General features: G+C 71.5%; 17 protein-coding genes. 7 read left to right on the top strand and 10 right to left on the bottom strand.

Going from position 1 to position 16,729, the window contains the following annotated elements; all coding sequences use genetic code 11:
- Nucleotides 1-21: 21 nt before the first annotated feature.
- From ACFYZQ_RS20825 to ACFYZQ_RS20815, 3 genes are all read right to left on the bottom strand, one after another.
- Nucleotides 22-270, bottom strand: coding sequence for a hypothetical protein (locus ACFYZQ_RS20825; protein WP_389149632.1), 249 nt, complete (start codon nucleotides 268-270; stop codon nucleotides 22-24).
- A 34-nt stretch (nucleotides 271-304) separates the two neighbouring features.
- The gene (locus ACFYZQ_RS20820) at nucleotides 305-808 is read right to left on the bottom strand and encodes a sigma factor-like helix-turn-helix DNA-binding protein (protein WP_389149629.1); all 504 of its coding nucleotides are present in this window, start codon (nucleotides 806-808) and stop codon (nucleotides 305-307) included.
- 159 nt (nucleotides 809-967) lie between these two features.
- Nucleotides 968-1,474 (bottom strand): MarR family winged helix-turn-helix transcriptional regulator, encoded by a 507-nt coding sequence (locus ACFYZQ_RS20815; protein WP_389149626.1) that lies wholly within the window; start codon nucleotides 1,472-1,474, stop codon nucleotides 968-970.
- A 164-nt stretch (nucleotides 1,475-1,638) separates the two neighbouring features.
- Here ACFYZQ_RS20815 and ilvA point away from each other — a divergent pair, with 164 nt between their 5' ends.
- The 3 genes from ilvA (at nucleotide 1,639) to ACFYZQ_RS20800 (ending at nucleotide 4,905) form a co-directional block, all read left to right on the top strand.
- Entirely contained in the window at nucleotides 1,639-2,868 is a 1,230-nt protein-coding gene (gene ilvA, locus ACFYZQ_RS20810) for a threonine ammonia-lyase (RefSeq protein WP_389149623.1), read from the top strand.
- Nucleotides 2,869-3,049: 181 nt separating this feature from the next.
- Nucleotides 3,050-4,051: an ATP-binding cassette domain-containing protein gene (locus ACFYZQ_RS20805; RefSeq protein WP_389149620.1), complete on the top strand. Its 1,002-nt coding sequence runs from the start codon at nucleotides 3,050-3,052 to the stop codon at nucleotides 4,049-4,051.
- Nucleotides 4,048-4,905 carry an ABC transporter permease gene (locus tag ACFYZQ_RS20800; protein ID WP_389149617.1) on the top strand — a complete coding sequence of 286 codons (858 nt, stop codon included), beginning with the start codon at nucleotides 4,048-4,050 and terminating at the stop codon, nucleotides 4,903-4,905. The genes ACFYZQ_RS20805 and ACFYZQ_RS20800 overlap by 4 nt, the downstream gene beginning before the upstream one ends.
- A gap of 70 nt (nucleotides 4,906-4,975) precedes the next feature.
- On the opposite strand, the gene greA is transcribed toward ACFYZQ_RS20800, so the two are convergent.
- The gene (gene greA / locus ACFYZQ_RS20795) at nucleotides 4,976-5,476 is read right to left on the bottom strand and encodes a transcription elongation factor GreA (protein WP_389149614.1); all 501 of its coding nucleotides are present in this window, start codon (nucleotides 5,474-5,476) and stop codon (nucleotides 4,976-4,978) included.
- Between the two features lie 168 nt (nucleotides 5,477-5,644).
- Nucleotides 5,645-6,043 carry a DUF4307 domain-containing protein gene (locus ACFYZQ_RS20790; protein ID WP_389149611.1) on the bottom strand — a complete coding sequence of 133 codons (399 nt, stop codon included), beginning with the start codon at nucleotides 6,041-6,043 and terminating at the stop codon, nucleotides 5,645-5,647.
- A 99-nt stretch (nucleotides 6,044-6,142) separates the two neighbouring features.
- Between ACFYZQ_RS20790 and mca the strand changes: the two genes are divergently transcribed.
- Nucleotides 6,143-7,024 (top strand): mycothiol conjugate amidase Mca, encoded by an 882-nt coding sequence (gene mca, locus ACFYZQ_RS20785; protein WP_389149608.1) that lies wholly within the window; start codon nucleotides 6,143-6,145, stop codon nucleotides 7,022-7,024.
- 1 nt (nucleotide 7,025) lies between these two features.
- On the top strand, nucleotides 7,026-7,271 hold the full coding sequence (locus ACFYZQ_RS20780; RefSeq protein WP_389149605.1) for a hypothetical protein: 246 nt from the start codon (nucleotides 7,026-7,028) through the stop codon (nucleotides 7,269-7,271).
- A gap of 7 nt (nucleotides 7,272-7,278) precedes the next feature.
- Here the strand turns inward: ACFYZQ_RS20780 and ACFYZQ_RS20775 are convergent, their stop codons facing one another.
- Together ACFYZQ_RS20775 and ACFYZQ_RS20770 are read right to left on the bottom strand one after the other, a co-directional pair.
- Complete coding sequence (locus ACFYZQ_RS20775; RefSeq protein WP_389149602.1) at nucleotides 7,279-10,476, bottom strand: tetratricopeptide repeat protein; 3,198 nt, start codon at nucleotides 10,474-10,476, stop codon at nucleotides 7,279-7,281.
- A 105-nt stretch (nucleotides 10,477-10,581) separates the two neighbouring features.
- A complete protein-coding gene (locus tag ACFYZQ_RS20770; RefSeq protein WP_389149599.1) occupies nucleotides 10,582-10,968 on the bottom strand; it encodes a hypothetical protein in 387 nt (128 codons plus the stop codon).
- 115 nt (nucleotides 10,969-11,083) lie between these two features.
- On the opposite strand from ACFYZQ_RS20770, the gene ACFYZQ_RS20765 reads away from it, so the two are divergent.
- Nucleotides 11,084-11,662, top strand: a complete 579-nt coding sequence (locus ACFYZQ_RS20765) for an ArsR/SmtB family transcription factor (protein ID WP_389149596.1) — start codon at nucleotides 11,084-11,086, stop codon at nucleotides 11,660-11,662.
- Nucleotides 11,643-13,673 carry a thioredoxin domain-containing protein gene (locus ACFYZQ_RS20760; RefSeq protein ID WP_389149593.1) on the top strand — a complete coding sequence of 677 codons (2,031 nt, stop codon included), beginning with the start codon at nucleotides 11,643-11,645 and terminating at the stop codon, nucleotides 13,671-13,673. Before ACFYZQ_RS20765 ends, ACFYZQ_RS20760 begins: the two co-directional genes overlap by 20 nt.
- A 25-nt stretch (nucleotides 13,674-13,698) precedes the next feature.
- Here the strand turns inward: ACFYZQ_RS20760 and ACFYZQ_RS20755 are convergent, their stop codons facing one another.
- The 3 genes from ACFYZQ_RS20755 to ACFYZQ_RS20745 are packed head-to-tail and all read right to left on the bottom strand — an operon-like array spanning nucleotide 13,699 to nucleotide 16,694.
- Nucleotides 13,699-14,430, bottom strand: a complete 732-nt coding sequence (locus ACFYZQ_RS20755) for a Mut7-C RNAse domain-containing protein (RefSeq protein WP_389149590.1) — start codon at nucleotides 14,428-14,430, stop codon at nucleotides 13,699-13,701.
- A gap of 33 nt (nucleotides 14,431-14,463) precedes the next feature.
- Nucleotides 14,464-15,099 carry a TetR/AcrR family transcriptional regulator gene (locus ACFYZQ_RS20750; RefSeq protein ID WP_389149587.1) on the bottom strand — a complete coding sequence of 212 codons (636 nt, stop codon included), beginning with the start codon at nucleotides 15,097-15,099 and terminating at the stop codon, nucleotides 14,464-14,466.
- 2 nt (nucleotides 15,100-15,101) lie between these two features.
- Nucleotides 15,102-16,694, bottom strand: a complete 1,593-nt coding sequence (locus ACFYZQ_RS20745; protein ID WP_389149584.1) for an MFS transporter — start codon at nucleotides 16,692-16,694, stop codon at nucleotides 15,102-15,104.
- Nucleotides 16,695-16,729: the final 35 nt, after the last annotated feature.

Below are 16,729 nucleotides of genomic sequence, written 5' to 3'. Positions count from 1 at the left end.
TCCAAGGAGCCGGACCGCGGGTCACCAGCCCGTCAACGGTGGAGTCGTCCGGGACGGCGGCTCCACCCAGGGGCGGGCCGTCAGCGCCCAGACGGTGAAGGCCACGCACGCGGCGCACAGCAGCAGCCACAGCAGGCGGCGGGTCAGGGCCCTGCGGCGCAGCAGACGGCCGCCGCGCCGTACGGCGTCGGCGCACAGTTCCGTGGGCACCGGCGGCGGCGTACGCTCCATCATCCGCCGCACGGTCGCCTCGCGCTCGGACCGGTTCACCTCGGCTCCCCGCCGTCCCGTAGGCGTACGCCGGTCATGACGGCGCCGCCTTCGCCCGCACCACCGCCGGTGGCGGTCTGCGGGGCGGATGCAGAACGGTCGCCGTCGCACGGTCGCAGATGGCGTGCACCCGCTCGGTGGGCAGCCCGAGCAGGGCCGCCACCTGTTCCTCGGCGACTCCCTCGTACAGCCGCAGGACGAGGATCAGCCGCTCCCGCGGGGTGAGGGCGGCCAGTGCGTTGCGGGGATGGGGGCGGGGACGGGCGAAGCCGCCGTACTCGTGCCAGGCGCCATGGGCGAAGCGGGTGGCCAGGTACTGGCGGGCACAGTCGTAGGGATCCTCCCCGCGCAGCCGGTCCCAGCACGCGTACGTGTGCGCGAGCGCCAGCGTCAGCAGGCGCCGGGCGCGCGGGTTGTCGTCCGGCGCCTCCCCGGTGAGCAGGGTGGCGGCATGCAGCAGCCGCCCGCCCGCACCCGTGACGAACGCCTCGAACTCCCGGGCACGGCGGGCGGGTCCGGACGCCTTCCGTTCTCGCACCGCGCCTCCCCGCCTGAGGGGAACCCGCCGGCCCACGACGAACGCGAACGCCGTGTGCCACGAGGACCCGGTCTCATATGAGGCCAGTGGCGGCCCGCGGTCAAGAGCCGTGCGGCACGCGCGTGTGCGGGCCTGCCGTCCGTCGGGGCGCGGGCGGTCTCAGGAGACGGTCGGCGTCTCCGGCGCCGGCATGCCCTGGACCGCCATGCGCGCGGAGAGAGCGCTGTTGAAGCGCGTGAGGAGCGTGCAGAACGTCTCGCGCTCCTCCGGCGCCCAGTCGTGTGTCAGCTCTGCCATCAACTGACGCCTGGACGAGCGCACCTCCTCGAGCCGGGACAGCCCGCGCGGGGACAGCTGGAGCACCACCGCGCGCCCGTCCTCGGGGTGGGAGGTGCGCTTGACGAGTCCGGTGTCCACGAGTGGAGCAACCTGCCGGGTGACCGTCGAGGAGTCGATGCCCATGCTCGCGGCAAGCGCCTTGACGCCCATCGGGCCTTCCTTGTCGAGGCGGTTGAGCAGCAGGTACGCGGCGCGGTCCATGGAGTTGCGCACCTGCCCGACGCCGCCGAGCCGGGTCTGTTCGGCACGGCGGGCGAACACCGCGACCTCGTGCTGCAGCGTGTCGAGGAGGCCGGTGTCACCGACGGTCGTCATGTCCATCGACATTTCAGGTGTTGTGGGCATGGCCGGGGGCTCACTTCATGAAAAGGGGTGCTGGGTTGGGGGACAGGGTACGCGGCCCGGGGGCGGCCCGTACCGGCGCTGCGCAAACCGGTCTCGGAGCTTGGTCACACCACTCGGGGACGACTGTGAACTGCGAGACTGGAGTCATGAGCTACAGCACGGCTGACTCCTCCCTGCCCGTGACCCTCGACGACGTGCGCGGCGCCCAGAAGATGTTGTCGGGGGTGGCGCGGGTGACCGCGATGGAGGGCAGCCGGCACCTGTCCCAGCTGGTCACGGCGCCGGTGCACCTGAAGTGCGAGAACCTCCAGCGGACCGGTTCGTTCAAGCTGCGCGGCGCGTACGTCCGGATCGCCGGGCTGCTGCCCGAGGAGCGGGCCGCGGGCGTGGTCGCCGCGAGTGCCGGCAACCATGCGCAGGGCGTGGCGCTGGCGTCCGCGCTGCTCGGGGTGCACGCCACCGTGTTCATGCCGAACGGCGCACCCCTGCCCAAGATCAGCGCCACCCGTGACTACGGGGCCGAGGTCCGCCTGCACGGCCAGGTGGTCGACGAGACCCTGGCCGCGGCCCAGGAGTACGCGGCCGAGACCGGCGCGGTGTTCATCCACCCGTTCGACCACCCGGACATCATCGCGGGGCAGGGCACGGTGGGCCTGGAGATCCTGGAGCAGTGCCCGGAGGTGCGCACGATCGTCGTCGGCATCGGCGGCGGTGGGCTCGCGGCCGGCATCGCGGTGGCGGTGAAGGGGATCAGGCCGGACGTACGGATCGTCGGCGTGCAGGCGGAGGGGGCGGCCGCGTACCCGCCCTCACTCGCGGCCGGGCGTCCCGTGGCGATCGAGAACGCGGCGACCATGGCCGACGGCATCAAGGTCGGGCGGCCCGGCGACGTGCCGTTCGGCATCGTCGGCGACCTCGTCGACGAGGTCCGCACGGTCAGCGAGGACGAGCTGTCCGCTGCGCTGCTGCTGTGCCTGGAGCGGGCCAAGCTGGTCGTCGAGCCGGCGGGGGCCAGCCCGGTCGCGGCGCTCCTGAGCGACCCGGGCGCCTTCCCCGGGCCGGTCGTCGCGGTGCTCTCCGGCGGCAACGTCGATCCGGTGCTGCTCCAGCGCGTCCTGCGGCACGGCATGGCCGCTCAAGGGCGCTACCTGGCCGTCCGGCTGCGCCTGACCGACCGTCCCGGCGCCCTCGCCACGCTCCTCGGGGCGTTGACGGTGGTCGACGCAAACGTCCTCGACGTGAGCCACGTGCGGACCGACCCGCGGCTCGGGCTCGCGGAGGCCGAGGTGGAGCTGCACCTCGAGACGAAGGGGCCGGCGCACTGCGCCGAGGTCCGGCAGGCTTTGCGCGAGGCGGGTTACACGATCATCTCCTGAGGCCGGTGGCCTCCGGGTCACCCGTTCGAGAAAATCCGTTGAGGGACGCGATACATCGCGTTAGTGTGTGTCTCGTCCGCCACCTGCCCGCGTCACGGCGACGTGAGGTGACAGGGGCGGGCGTAAATCGGCGCACAGTACCTAACCTTGCCAAAGCATCCCCGACGACGTGGAGACACACATGCCAGGCGCCATCTATGCCGAAGGTCTGGTGAAGACCTTCGGTGACGTAAGGGCATTGGACGGCGTCGACCTCGACGTCCCCGAGGGCACGGTCCTCGGACTGCTCGGGCCGAACGGCGCGGGCAAGACGACGACCGTCCGCTGTCTGACGACCCTGTTGCGCCCCGACAGCGGCCGGGCGGTCGTCGCGGGCATCGACGTGCTCAGACAGCCCGACGCCGTACGCCGCTCTATCGGCCTCTCCGGCCAGTTCGCGGCCGTCGACGAATACCTGACCGGCCGCGAGAACCTGCAGATGGTCGGCCGTCTCTACCAGATGAGAGCCAAGGAGGCGAAGGCCCGCGCGGCGGAGCTGCTGGAGCAGTTCCATCTGGCGGACGCCGCCGACCGGCCGACCAAGACCTACTCCGGGGGCATGCGCCGCCGGCTCGACCTCGCGGCCGCCCTCGTGGTCTCGCCGCCGGTGATGTTCATGGACGAGCCGACGACCGGCCTCGACCCGCGCAACCGGCAGCAGCTCTGGGAGGTCATCAAGCAGCTGGTCTCCGGCGGGACGACCCTGCTGCTCACCACCCAGTATCTGGAAGAGGCCGACCACCTCGCCCACGACATCGCGGTCGTCGACCAGGGGCGCGTCATCGCCAAGGGCACCTCCGACCAGCTCAAGGCCCGCACCGGCGGTGAGCGCGTGGAGGTCGTGGTGCACGAGCGGGAGCACATCGCGGTCGCCGCGGAGGTGCTGGGCGGCTTCGGCAAGGGGAACACCACGGTCGAGGAGCACACCCGAAAGCTCACCGTGCCCGTCACCGGCGGCGCCAAGCTGCTCGCCGAGGTCATCCGCGAGCTGGACACCCGCGGCATCGAGATCGACGACATCGGACTGCGCCGCCCCACCCTCGACGACGTCTTCCTCTCCCTGACGGGGCACGCGGCCGAGGCGAAGGACGAGGAGAGCGGCGCCGCGACAGCCGGCACGAAGACCAAGGAGAGCGTGAAATGAGCGCCGTCACCGACGCCGTGCCGGTCGCGGCACCCCGCAACCCCGTCGGCCAGTCCGTCCGGGACTCGCTGATCGTCGCCCAGCGGAACCTGATCCGCATGTCCAGGATTCCCGAGATGGTGATTTTCGGGCTCATCCAGCCGATCATGTTCGTGGTGCTGTTCACCTACGTGTTCGGCGGCTCCATGCAGATCGGCGGCAGCACCAGCCCGGCCACCTACAAGAACTTCCTCATGGCGGGCATCTTCGCGCAGACCGTCACGTTCGCCACCGCCAGCTCCGGTGCCGGCATAGCCGACGACATGCACAAGGGCCTCATCGACCGCTTCCGCTCACTGCCCATGGCCCGCGGTGCGGTGCTCACCGGGCGCACACTCGCCGACCTGGTCCAGACGGCGCTGACCCTGCTCGTCCTGGCCGTGGTCGCCCTGCTGGTCGGCTGGCGCGTCGGGACGGTGGGCGACACCAACGCCCTCAAGGTCCTGGCCGCCTTCGGTCTGCTGCTCCTGCTCGGGTACGCGTTCACCTGGGTCGGCGCCCTGATCGGCCTGTCCGTGCGCACGCCCGAGGCGGCCACCTCCGGCGGGCTGATCTGGCTCTTCCCGGTGACCTTCATCTCCAACGCGTTCGTCGACACCAGCCACATGACCCCGTGGCTGCGCCACATCGCGGAGTGGAACCCGTTCAGCGCCACGGTGCAGGCGGCCCGCGTCCTGTTCGCCAATCCGGGCCAGTCCGCCTCGGACGCCTGGCCCATGCAGCACCCGGTGTGGGCCTCGCTGATCTACTCGGTCCTGATCGTGGTCATATTCCGGACGCTGGCGGTCCGCAAGTACCGCTCGGCGACGGCATGACAACGCCCCCGGTGTCGCGGGGACGCCGGGGGCGGTCGGGAGACTGTCGGCCGGGCCGGGCGGGAGCCGCTCAGTCCGAGTACGGCTCGGCCTTCAGGATCCGCACCGAGGCCTTCTTGCCGTTGGGCAGCTCGTAGTCCGCGTCCTCGCCGACCTTGTGGCCGATCACGCCGGCGCCCAGCGGGGACTGCGGCGAGTAGGTCTCGACGTCGGCGCTCGCGTACTCGCGCGAGGCGAGCAGGAACGTCAGGGTGTCGTCCTCGTCACCGTCGAAGGCGATCGTGACGACCATGCCTGGCGCGACCGCACCGTCGGCCGAGGCCGGAGCCTCACCGACCTTGGCGTTCTCCAGGAGCTGGGTCAGCTGGCGCACACGGAGCTCCTGCTTGCCCTGCTCCTCCTTGGCCGCGTGGTACCCGCCGTTCTCGCGCAGGTCGCCTTCCTCGCGCGCGGCCGCGATCTTGGCCGCGATCTCCGTGCGCGCAGGACCAGTAAGGTACTCAAGCTCATCCTTGAGCTTGTTGTACGCCTCCTGGGTCAGCCAGGTGACGTTCTCGCTGGTCTGGGTCACAGGTGCTCCTCGTCGGTACTGGGAATACAAAGCATCGCCCTACCCAGAAGAATGTTCCTCCATGGATGGGCGAAACCACGAGCCTAACAATTCGAGCGCCGAAGGGGGAGGACATAAGCCACCAGAATCACATCAGCGCAGGTGAGCGCCTACGTATTCCGGACGGCCTCAGTCGGCGTGGCACCCGAGCAGCTCGGCCGTCATGCCCTTGGCCGTCGTCCGGAGCGTGACGACCTTGTCGATCCGGGTGGCGGAACCGGTGAAGCGGAAGTCCGCCCGTCCCACGTCGTTGCCGTCGGCGCCCTGGGAGCGCAGGGTGCAGTAGCCGGAGGCGCCGGAGTCCTTGTGGACCTCCAGATGCACCTTGACCGCATCGTCCGAGGCCTGGAAGGCGACCACCTGAGCGCTGATCTTGTTCTGGACGACGTAGTGGTACGCGAGGTAGCCGACCAGCGCCAGCACAGCCGCGCCGAGGACCACCGCGGCGACCCTGAGCCTGTGGTCGGCGCGCTCGTCCGAGGAACGGCCGTATCGCCCCTCGGGCAGCCGCATGCTCGCCGTGCTCATGGTCGTCCCTCCGCGGAATTATTCGCCCGCCGTTTCGGTCACTATAGAAGCGCCGATTGCGCCCGAAGACACGGGGGCGCCGACTACGAGGATTGAGTCTTGACTGACCAACTGCGACTGATGGCCGTCCACGCGCACCCCGACGACGAGTCGAGCAAGGGCGCGGCCACCATGGCGATGTACGTGTCGGAGGGGGTGGACGTGCTGGTGGTGACCTGCACCGGCGGGGAGCGGGGCTCCATCCTCAACCCGAAGCTCCAGGGCGACAAGTACATCGAGGAGCACATCCACGAGGTCCGCAAGAAGGAGATGGACGAGGCCCGCGAGATCCTGGGCGTCAAGCAGGAGTGGCTGGGCTTCGTCGACTCCGGCCTGCCCGAGGGCGACCCGCTGCCCCCGCTGCCCGAGGGCTGCTTCGCCCTCGAGGACGTCGACAAGGCGGCCGGCGAGCTGGTCAAGCAGATCCGCGCCTTCCGTCCCCAGGTGATCACCACCTACGACGAGAACGGCGGCTACCCGCACCCCGACCACATCATGACCCACAAGATCTCGATGGTGGCGTTCGAGGGCGCGGCGGACACCGAGAAGTACCCGGAGGCCGAGTTCGGCCCGGCCTACCAGCCGCTGAAGCTGTATTACAACCAGGGCTTCAACCGCCCGCGCACCGAGGCACTGCACAAGGCGATGCTCGACCGGGGCCTGGAGTCGCCGTACGGCGAGTGGCTCAAGCGCTGGAATGAGATCGAGCGCAAGGAGCGCGTGCTCACCACCCACATCCCGTGCGCCGACTTCTTCGAGATCCGGGACAAGGCGCTGATCGCGCACGCCACCCAGATCGACCCCGACGGCGGCTGGTTCCGCGTGCCGATGGACGTCCAGAGGGAGGTCTGGCCCACCGAGGAGTACGAGCTGGCGAAGTCCCTCGTCGATACCTCCCTCCCCGAGGACGACCTCTTTGCGGGCATCCGCGACAATGCCTGACATGAGCGCAAGCCTGGCACTGACGCACCTCGTCCCCCTCGCCAAGGAGGTCGACGAGAACAAGGTCACCCCCGGCGTCCTCGGCTTCATCGTCTTCGCGGTGATGGCCGTGGCCGTGTGGGGCCTGATGAAGTCCATGAACAAGCACATGCAGAAGGTCGACTTCAAGGAAGCCCCGGACACCAAGGCCGAGGCCGCGGCCGAGACGGGGGCCGCCCCGGCCGAGCCCAAGTCGCACCAGGGCTGAGGGCGGTTCACTGCCTGGCCGGCACGGGGACGCCCATCACCTCCCGGGCATGCCGGTCGGGCACCATGCCCAGCCGCCACGCCTGCCAGCCCGCCTCCAGACTGACGCCTCGTTCCAGGAGCAGCTGGTACGCACCGGCGTACTCGCCCAGCTTCTCGTCCCTGGCCGGATGGCCGGTCCGGGCGAGCTGGGCCAGTTCCTCCTGGGCGACCGCCGTGCCGACCTCCACCCCGCCGGGGGCCGCATACGGCAGCAGGGTGCAGCGCAGGAAGCGGGCCCAGTCCGCACCGCGGTGGTCGCCGTAACCGGTGAAGAGGTCGAGCGCCTCGTCGCACAGGGCGAGGGCCTGCTGGGTACGGGCATTGCCCGCGTCGACGACCGCCAGCTCCAGGCAGGTCCACGCCTCGCCGTGAGCGACGCCGATGCGCTGGAAGTCGGCGCGCGCGTCGACCAGCAGCTGGCGGGCGAAGCCGGAGTTCAGCAGTGAGCCGGTCTGGGCGGCGCGCTGGTCGCGGGTGACGCGCGCCGAATGATGGCGGGCGCAGGCCAGGCCGTAGACGTCACGCATCCGCGAGAACATCGTGCGGGAGCGCTCCAGCTCGCGGACCGCCTGGTCCAGGTTGCCCGTCTCCTCCAGTGCCTGGCCGAGGTAGTACACCGTCCAGGCCTCCCCGCGCACGTCCTCGTTCTCCCGGTGCCGGACGGCCGCCCGGCGCAGACCCTCCACCGCGGGGGACGCGTCGCCGTCGACCAGACGGGCCCGGGCCAGCTGGGTCAGGGCCCAGGCCTCACCGCGGGCGTCACGGGTGCGGCCGTAGAGGTCGAGGGCGGCCTGAAGCTCGGTCTCCGCCCGCGGCACGTCGCCCATGCGCAGCGCCAGCTGGCCGAGCTGGAAATGAGCCCAGGCCTCGCCGTGCACAGAGCCGCCCTCGCGGTGCAGGACCAGGGAACGGGTCAGCAGATCCAGGGCTTCGCCCAGGCGGGCCCGGTCGCGCTGGACCGCGGCCAGCGCGTGCATCGTCCACGCACGGTCCGTGGCCAGCTCGGGCGCCGCCTGCAGGTCCAGCGCCTCCTGCAGCTTGGCCGCCGCCTCCGTGAGGTTGCCCTGATGGTGCAAGGTGATGCCCAGCGAGCACAGGGCACGGGCGGCACCCGCGTCGTGGTGGGCCTCCAGATAGAGGTCGACCACGGAGGTCAAGGTGGTGCGCGCCTTGTCCAGCTCGCCCAGCTGGCGTGCCGCGATACCGGTGCGCCACTGCACGGAACGGACCAGCAGCCCCTGGTCCACGGCCTGCGCGAGCTCGCTGATCTCGCCGAGGCGGTAGAGGTCGCCGCGCAGCAGGCAGTAGTCGCACAGCGCGCCGAGCAGATTCAGCACCGCCGACTGGTCCACGCCCTCCGCGTGGCGCAGCGCCGCCGTGATGAAGCTCGACTCGTCGTCCAGCCAGCGCAACGCCTCGTCGAGGGAGGTGAAACCGTGCGGACCGAAGCGGTCCGAGCGGGTCGACATGTTGCCGTCGACCAGACGGAGCACCGAATCGGCCAGTTCCGCGTAGTTCACGATCAGACGTTGCTGCGCCGCCGTGCGCTCGGCCGGGTCCTCCTCGTCCAGCAGTCGGGCCTGGGCGAAAGCGCGCACCAGGTCGTGCAACCGGTAGCGGTTGCCGCGGACGTGGTCGATCAGGCCCGCCCGCGCGAGCGCGACGAGATGCCGGGTCGCTTCCGCGTCGTCCGCGGCGAGCAGCGCGGCCGCCGCCGCGGCACCGAGCGAGGCCCGGCCGGCCAGCGCCAGCCGTCTCAGCAGCCGCCGGGCCGGCTCCGACTGGTCGGTGTAGCGCAGCCACAGCACACGCTCCACCGGCTCCACCGGGCCGTACGCGGCCAGGTCCGTGGCCAGCCCACGAGGCGAGCGCCCGCCCAGGCAGGAGCCCGCGATGCGCAGCGCCAGCGGCAGGCCGCCGCACAGCTCCCGGATCCGGTCACCGGCCTCGGCGTCGTACGGCCCCGAGGCGTCCTGCGCCACCGCGCCCAGCAGCTCCTCCGCGCCCGCCGTGTCCAGGGGCTCCACCGGGAGCTGGTGAACCCAGGCCGACAGGTCCGCGGGCAGGTCGAGGGGCTCGCGGGCGGTGACCAGGACCAGGCTGTCGGAGCGCTCCGGGACGAGGGCGCGGACCTGCTCGGCGTCCGAGGCGTCGTCCAGCACGATCGTCACCGGCAGGCCCGTCAGATGCTGGTGGTACAGCTCGCTCAGCCGCTTGATCTGCTGGTCGGGCGAGGACCGCTCGCGGAACAGCAACTGTTCGCGGGGCGCGCCGAGCCGGTTGAGCAGGTGCAGCAGTGCGTCCCGGGTGGGCAGCGGGGGCTCCTGACTGTCGCCGCGCAGGTCGACGACGACCGCTCCGCGGAAGTGGTCCTTCAGGTCGTGCGTGGCGCGGACCGCGAGAGTCGTCCGTCCGGAGCCGGGCGCCCCGTGCAGCACGACCACCGTCGGCCGGGTCTCGGTGGTCGCCCGGGCCGCCTGCACCCACTGCCGGATCCGGGCCATCTCCTGGCGGCGCCCCGCGAACGGGCCGTCGGCATCCGGCAGTTGCCCGAAGGACTGCTCCAGCACCGTGCGCCTGCGGGCCGCCGCGCTCTTGTCCGAGCCGCGCAGTTGGGGCCCGTTCTTCTTCGGACCCGTGGAAGCGGCGAGCACCCGCTGCTGGTCGAGGAAGGGACGGATGCCCCGCACCTCCAGCGCCGTCAGCCACTCCAGCCGGAGTTGTTCCGCACCGCCCGGCTGGCCCGCCGCACCCGCCCGGTGGTGGGCGGCGGGCAGATGGGAACCGGCCACCTTCACCACGGTGGCCGCCGCGGCGACGACCCCGACGGCGGCCCCCGCACCGAACGCGGTCGCCGCACCGGTGCCGAGAGAGAGGTCGGCGACGGTAGCCGCGACCGCTGCTACCGCCGCCACCAGCAGAGGAGTTCCGGCACCCTCGCGCGCGTACCGCTGGCCGAAGGTGAGCCGACCCGCCTCCGCCTCGTCGAGGGCGCGCGTGTACGCCTCGTACTCCTCGGAGGCCGTCCGGGCCATGGCGTCCAGTGCGCCCCGCGCCCGTGACAGCAGCACCTGTCCGTCGACGCGGCCGCCCGAGCGTCGCACCTCCTCCTCCACGGCCCGCACCACCAGCCGCTCGGCCTCCGCCCGATGGCCGTCCCGCATGTCCCGTCCCCCTCCGGCGTCAACTCCTTGGCCTATGAGTGTCCTTCGGTGAAGCCCGGAGCGCGAGGGTGTGGCGATCAGCGGATCCGTGTCATCGAATCCGTGTCATCCGGGGTTCGCCCTGCCACGCCCCTTCGACAGGGCCAGGAACACGCACGCCACCGCCAGCCCCCCTTCCGCCACCGCGCACGCCAGCGCTTCGAGGAGGGGGCCGCCGACCCGCGAGGTGGTTATGTCGAACCAGGCGTCCAGCACGGCGACGGAAGCGGTCGCCGAAGCGGTCAGCCGGGCCCGGGGGTCGCCGCGCAGCCCCAGTAAGGCCGTGGTGGCACAGCCCGCCGCCATCAGCACATCGAGGCCGATCCAGGCCAACGACCAGTTGTGCACACGGGTGCTGGCCGGAAGCGTCAGGGCCAGCACCACCATCCAGGGCACGAGCAGCACGGCCGCCGCCCCCAGCAGCACCAGCGCCCACTTCCTCTTCACGGCCATCGACATCACAGAACCTCCCCTTCTGCCACTACGTGTGCCCAGCCTAGACCGCAGAGAAAATTCTGCAGAGAAAGTTCTGCAGAAATCAGGGACGTCTCAGGGATACCGTGACGACATGACCGAGATGACCAGCCTTGAGCGCACCGCTCTCTACAAGTCCCTCGGCAACCCCCTGCGCCGCCGGATCCTCGAGTACCTCGGCCGGCACGGCGAGGCCAACTCCACCGTGCTCGCCCGCGAACTCGGTGAGAGCTCCGGCACCACCAGCTACCACCTGCGCAAACTCGCCGAGCAGCGACTCATCGAGGAGATCCCGGAGAAGTCCGGCGGCCGCGAACGCTGGTGGCGGGCGCTCCCCTTCAGCCACACCACCCCCGACCCGGCCACGATGTCCCCGGAGGAGTACGCGGCGGCCGAGCACCTGGCCCTGCTGAAGATCGAGGTCGACACCGAGCTGTACCGCCGCGCCCACCGGGAGTACCGGGGCCCGGAGGGCTGGGCCCAGGTCCAGCGGCACGGCTCCTGGATGACCAGGGAGGAGATGCTCGCCTTCATGCGCGACTACCAGGAACTCCTGTCCCGCTACGGCCACACCCGCGAGGAGGCCCCCGAGGGGGCGCGCCCGGTGAGCTTCCGTTTCTACGCCGTGCCGGACGGCGTGGGAGAGTGGAACGGTGAACCGACTGGCCCATGAGACGTCCCCGTACCTGCTTCAGCACGCCGAGAACCCGGTCGACTGGTGGCCCTGGTCGGACGAGGCGTTCGAGGAGGCCCGCAGAACCGAGAAACCCGTCCTCCTCAGCGTCGGTTACAGCAGCTGCCACTGGTGCCACGTGATGGCGCACGAGTCCTTCGAGGACGAGGCCACAGCGGCCTACATGAACGACAACTTCGTCAACATCAAGGTCGACCGCGAGGAACGCCCCGACGTCGACGCCGTCTACATGGAGGCCGTTCAGGCGGCCACCGGGCAGGGCGGCTGGCCCATGACGGTGTTCCTCACCCCGGAGGCCGAGCCCTTCTACTTCGGCACCTACTTCCCGCCCGCCCCCCGGCACGGCATGCCGTCCTTCAGGCAGGTCCTGGAGGGTGTCCGGCATGCCTGGAGCGACCGGCGCGACGAGGTGACCGAGGTCGCCGGGAAGATCGTGCGGGATCTGTCGCAGCGGGAGATCGGCTACCAGACCGCGCAGCTCCCCGGCGAGCAGGAAGTCGCCCAGGCCCTGCTCGGTCTCACCCGGGAGTACGACCCGCAGCGCGGCGGGTTCGGCGGCGCCCCCAAGTTCCCGCCGTCCATGGTGCTGGAGTTCCTGCTGCGCCACCACGCCCGCACGGGCGCCGAGGGCGCGCTGCAGATGGCGCTGGACACCTGCGAGCGCATGGCACGCGGCGGGATCTACGACCAGCTCGGCGGCGGGTTCGCCCGGTACTCCGTCGACCGCGACTGGGTCGTGCCGCACTTCGAGAAGATGCTCTACGACAACGCCCTTCTGTGCCGGGTGTACGCCCACCTGTGGCGGGCCACCGGCTCGGAGCTCGCGCGCCGGGTCGCCCTGGAGACCGCCGACTTCATGGTCCGCGAACTGCGCACCGCGGAGGGCGGGTTCGCCTCCGCACTGGACGCCGACAGCGACGACGGGACCGGCCGGCACGTGGAGGGCGCCTACTACGTGTGGACGCCGCGGCAGCTGACCGACGCGCTCGGCCAGGAAGACGCCGAGTTCGCCGCACGGTACTTCGGGGTGACCCAGGAGGGCACCTTCGAGCACGGGCAGTCGGTGCTTCAGCTTCCGCAGCAGGACGGCGTGTTCGACGCCGAGCGGATCGGGTCCGTCCGGGAGCGTCTGCTGCGGGTGCGCGGCGAGCGGCCCGCCCCCGGCCGCGACGACAAGGTGGTCGCGGCCTGGAACGGTCTCGCCATCGCCGCCCTGGCCGAGACCGGCGCCTACTTCGACCGCCCCGACCTGGTCGAGGCCGCGGTCGGCGCCGCCGATCTCCTCGTACGGCTGCATCTGGACGAGCACACCCACCTGCTCCGCACCAGCCGCGACGGCCGGGCGGGCGTCAACGCCGGTGTGCTGGAGGACTACGCCGACGTGGCCGAGGGCTTTTTGTCGCTGGCGTCCGTGACCGGGGACGGGGCGTGGCTTGAGTTCGCGGGGCTGCTCCTCGCCCATGTGCTCACCCGTTTCACCGATCCGGAGTCCGGCGCCCTCTTCGACACCGCCGCCGACGCGGAGCGGCTGATCCGCCGGCCGCAGGACCCCACCGACAACGCGACCCCGTCCGGCTGGACCGCCGCCGCGGGCGCCCTGCTCGGCTACGCGGCCCACACGGGTTCGGAGAAACATCGCGCCGCCGCGGAGAAGGCGTTGGGCGTCGTGAAGGCGCTCGGCCCGCGTGTCCCCCGGTTCGTCGGGTGGGGGCTGGCCGTCGCGGAGGCCCTGCTGGACGGGCCCCGCGAGGTCGCCGTCGTCGGTCCCGCCCTCGACGAGGAGGCCACGAGGTCCCTGCACCGTACGGCGCTGCTGGGCACCGCTCCGGGTGCGGTGGTCGCCGTCGGCACCCCGGGGAGCGACGAGTTCCCACTGCTCGCCGACCGGTCCCTGGTGGGCGGTGAACCGGCCGCGTACGTCTGCCGTGACTTCACGTGCGACGCGCCGACGGCCGACCTGGAGCGGTTGCGCGCCGCGCTGAGCGGCTGACCGGCCCGCCACACTCGGGCGGGCGCTAACCTCGGTCGGCGAACTCCGCGAGGGCGCGCTCCACGATGGCCTCCAGATGGTCGTGGTGCGCGCCCTTCCAGTAGGCGCGGCCGCACTGCGCGCAGTGCGCGAACACGTCGTACGAGCGCCGGGTGCCGTGTTCGAGCTGGTCGGCGACCTCTTCCTTCGTGGCGTCCCGCAGCAGCCCGTTGCACGCGGTGCAGCGGGTCCAGGGCCGCAGCTCGGGGCGGAAGCGGCCGAGGACGTCGCGGAGCTGGTCGTCGGGCCGGGTGCTGTAGACGAAGGCGCCCGCGAACAGTTCGCGGCGGCGCAGCAGGCCCCGGTCGCGGCTGAGCATGACCCGCTGCTCGGCCGCCGAGCGGGCGGCCAGCGCCGGGTCGCCGATGTCGGTCGACTCGTACGCGGTGTCCACGCCGAGCAGGCGCAGCTGGCGGGCCAGGGTGCCGAGGTGGACGTCGAGGAGGAAGCGCAGGGGAGCGCCGGTCACCTTCTGGGGGCGTGCGACCTTCCGTACGTCGACCCGCTCGCCGGCCGCCGGGATGTGCGAGGCGGGCACCTCGCGGCCGTTCACCACCAGTGCGCCGACCTCGGTCAGCGGGACGCCGAGGGACTCGACGACATGGCCGAGGGTCGAGACGCCGTCGGTGGGGACGGCGGTTGCGCCCAGGCGCCGGGCCTGCGGGACGAACAGGTGCAGCTCGGGGGCGACTTCGACATGGATCTCGGGACCGTTCACCTGGTCAGGATGGCACGGGAAGGGGGCCGGGCCTCACTGGTTTCCGGCGGGGAGGCCGTGTTCCAGGACATCCAGGGCGCGGTCCATCATGTCGCGGAGGTCGTCCTGGAAGCCGTTCTCCGCCCAGGACATGTTGACCTCCATCAGGCCGCCGACCAGGGCCATGGCGTAGACACGCACTTCGAGGCTGTCCGGGGTCAGACCGTGACGCTCGGCGAGAGCCGCACGGAGCATTCGTCCGGTCTCCGACATGCTCTCGACCATCCGTGAACGGACGGCGGGGACCTGGGCCGCGAGGTGGGCCCGCGTCCGGACCACCTCGGGGTCCTGGGCCATCATCGCGTCGATGGCCTTGTGCATCACGTACCGCACCGAGTCCGTCCACGACTCCCCGGCGGGCCGGGCGCGCAACTCCTCCAGCATCAGGGGGTCGTACTCGTCCGTGAGGACGATGTCCTCCTTGGTCGGGAAGTACCGGAAGACGGTCGACGGCGAGACCTCGGCCCGGTCGGCGATCTGCTCGATGGTGGTGGCGTCGTAGCCCTGTGCCTCGATCAGGGCGTACGTCGCCGTGCGGATCGCCTCGCGGGTCTTGATCTTCTTCCGCTCCCGCAGGCTCAGCGGGGGGCGGTCGGCCGGGGAGGAGGTGCTTGCCGTCATGGTGGTCATTGTCAGGCATCGAGGTCGGAGGCGGCCACGCCCGTTACGGACGCCCCCGCGTCCGCGTCCGGCGCCGAAGCTTTCGCGTCCGTGGCCGGCGCCGCGGGCAGGAACGCTCCCGCCAGCAGTGCGGTGACCAGGGAGGCGATGCCGCAGACCAGCAGGACCAGGCCCATGCCGTGCACGTAGGCGGCGTTCGCGGAGGCCGCCAGGTGCGCCCCGTGTCCGGGACCCGCCTGCGCGGCGACGAGGTGCGCGGCGACCACGGACTCCCCGGCGGTGTGCGCGGCCGCGCCGGGCAGTCCGGTGACGTCCAGCCGGTCGCGGAAGGCGCTCGCGAGCAGGCTGCCCAGCAGGGCGATGCCGATCGCGCCGCCCACCTGGCGCAGTGTCATCAGCAGCCCGGAGCCGCTGCCGGCCCGGTCGGTGGGCAGGGCGGCGAGCGCCCCGTCCATCGCGGGCACCACCGAGAAGCCGAAGCCGAGCCCGGCGACGGACAGCCACAGCGCGGTGAAGCCGTAGCCGGAGTCCACGGTCGTACGGCTGCCCAGCAGCGCGGCGAAGGCGAGCACCACAAGACCCGCGCAGACCACGGCCCGTGCCCCGAACCGGGCGACGACCGGCTGCGCGCCCTTCGCGGCGACCATCAGCCCCCCCATCATGGGCAGCAGCCTCAGCCCGGTCCCGAAGGCGTCATGGCCGAGGACGGCCTGCAGGTAGGGCGGCAGGACGAACATCAGTCCGGACAGGACGAACATCACCAGGGTCGCCGCGACGGTGTTGAGCAGGAAGCCGCGCCGGCCGAGCAGGGTCATGTCGAGCATGGGCCGGGTCATCCGGCGTTCGCGCAGCACCAGTGCGGCGAGGAGCACGACGGCGGCCGCGAACATCCCGGCGATCAGCGGGTCGCCCCAGCCGCGGTCGGGGGCTTCGATGATCGCGTAGATGAGGGTGCCGAGGCCGGCCGCGGTGAGCGCGGTGGAGGGCACGTCGAGCTTGGGGGAGGCCGGGTCGCGGGTCTCGGGGAGCAGGAAGACGCAGGCGGCGACGCCGATGCCGACCATGGGCACGTTGATCAGGAACACCGAGCCCCACCAGAAGTGGTTGAGCAGCCAGCCGCCGATGATCGGACCGAGCGGCATGCCGAGCGCGGAGGCGGCGGAGATGATGCCGACGGCCTTGGTGCGCTCCTCGGGCCCGAACAGCGACGGCAGGATGGACAGCGCCAGCGGCATGATCAGCGCCCCGCCGACACCCATGAACGCGCGCGCGGCGATCACCCAGTCGACGTCCCCGGCCAGCGTGCCGGCCAGGGAGCCCGCAAGGAAGAGGCTGAGCCCGGCGACCAGCATCCGGCGGCGGCCGAAGCGGTCGCCGAGCAGTCCGGCGGGGAGCATCAGCGCGGCGAAGACGATGACGTACGCGTCCGCCATCCACTGCTGTTCGCCGGTGGTGGCGCCGAGCTGCTCCGCCATGGTCGGCAGCGCCACGTTGAGGATCGTCATGTCGAAGCCGAGCACCAGCATGCTCGCGACCAGGGCCCCGAGGGCCCACCAGCGGCGGGGGTCTTGCCGCGTCTCCACGCGCTCTGTGAGAGTAGACATGAAATGAGAGTAACTATCAAAAGATGGCGAGCGTC

This window comes from Streptomyces sp. NPDC001843, assembly GCF_042891955.1.
In the GTDB taxonomy this organism is placed as follows: domain Bacteria; phylum Actinomycetota; class Actinomycetes; order Streptomycetales; family Streptomycetaceae; genus Streptomyces.
Note: the sequence above shows the minus strand (reverse complement) of the source record. Positions and strands in the feature narration are given on the sequence as shown.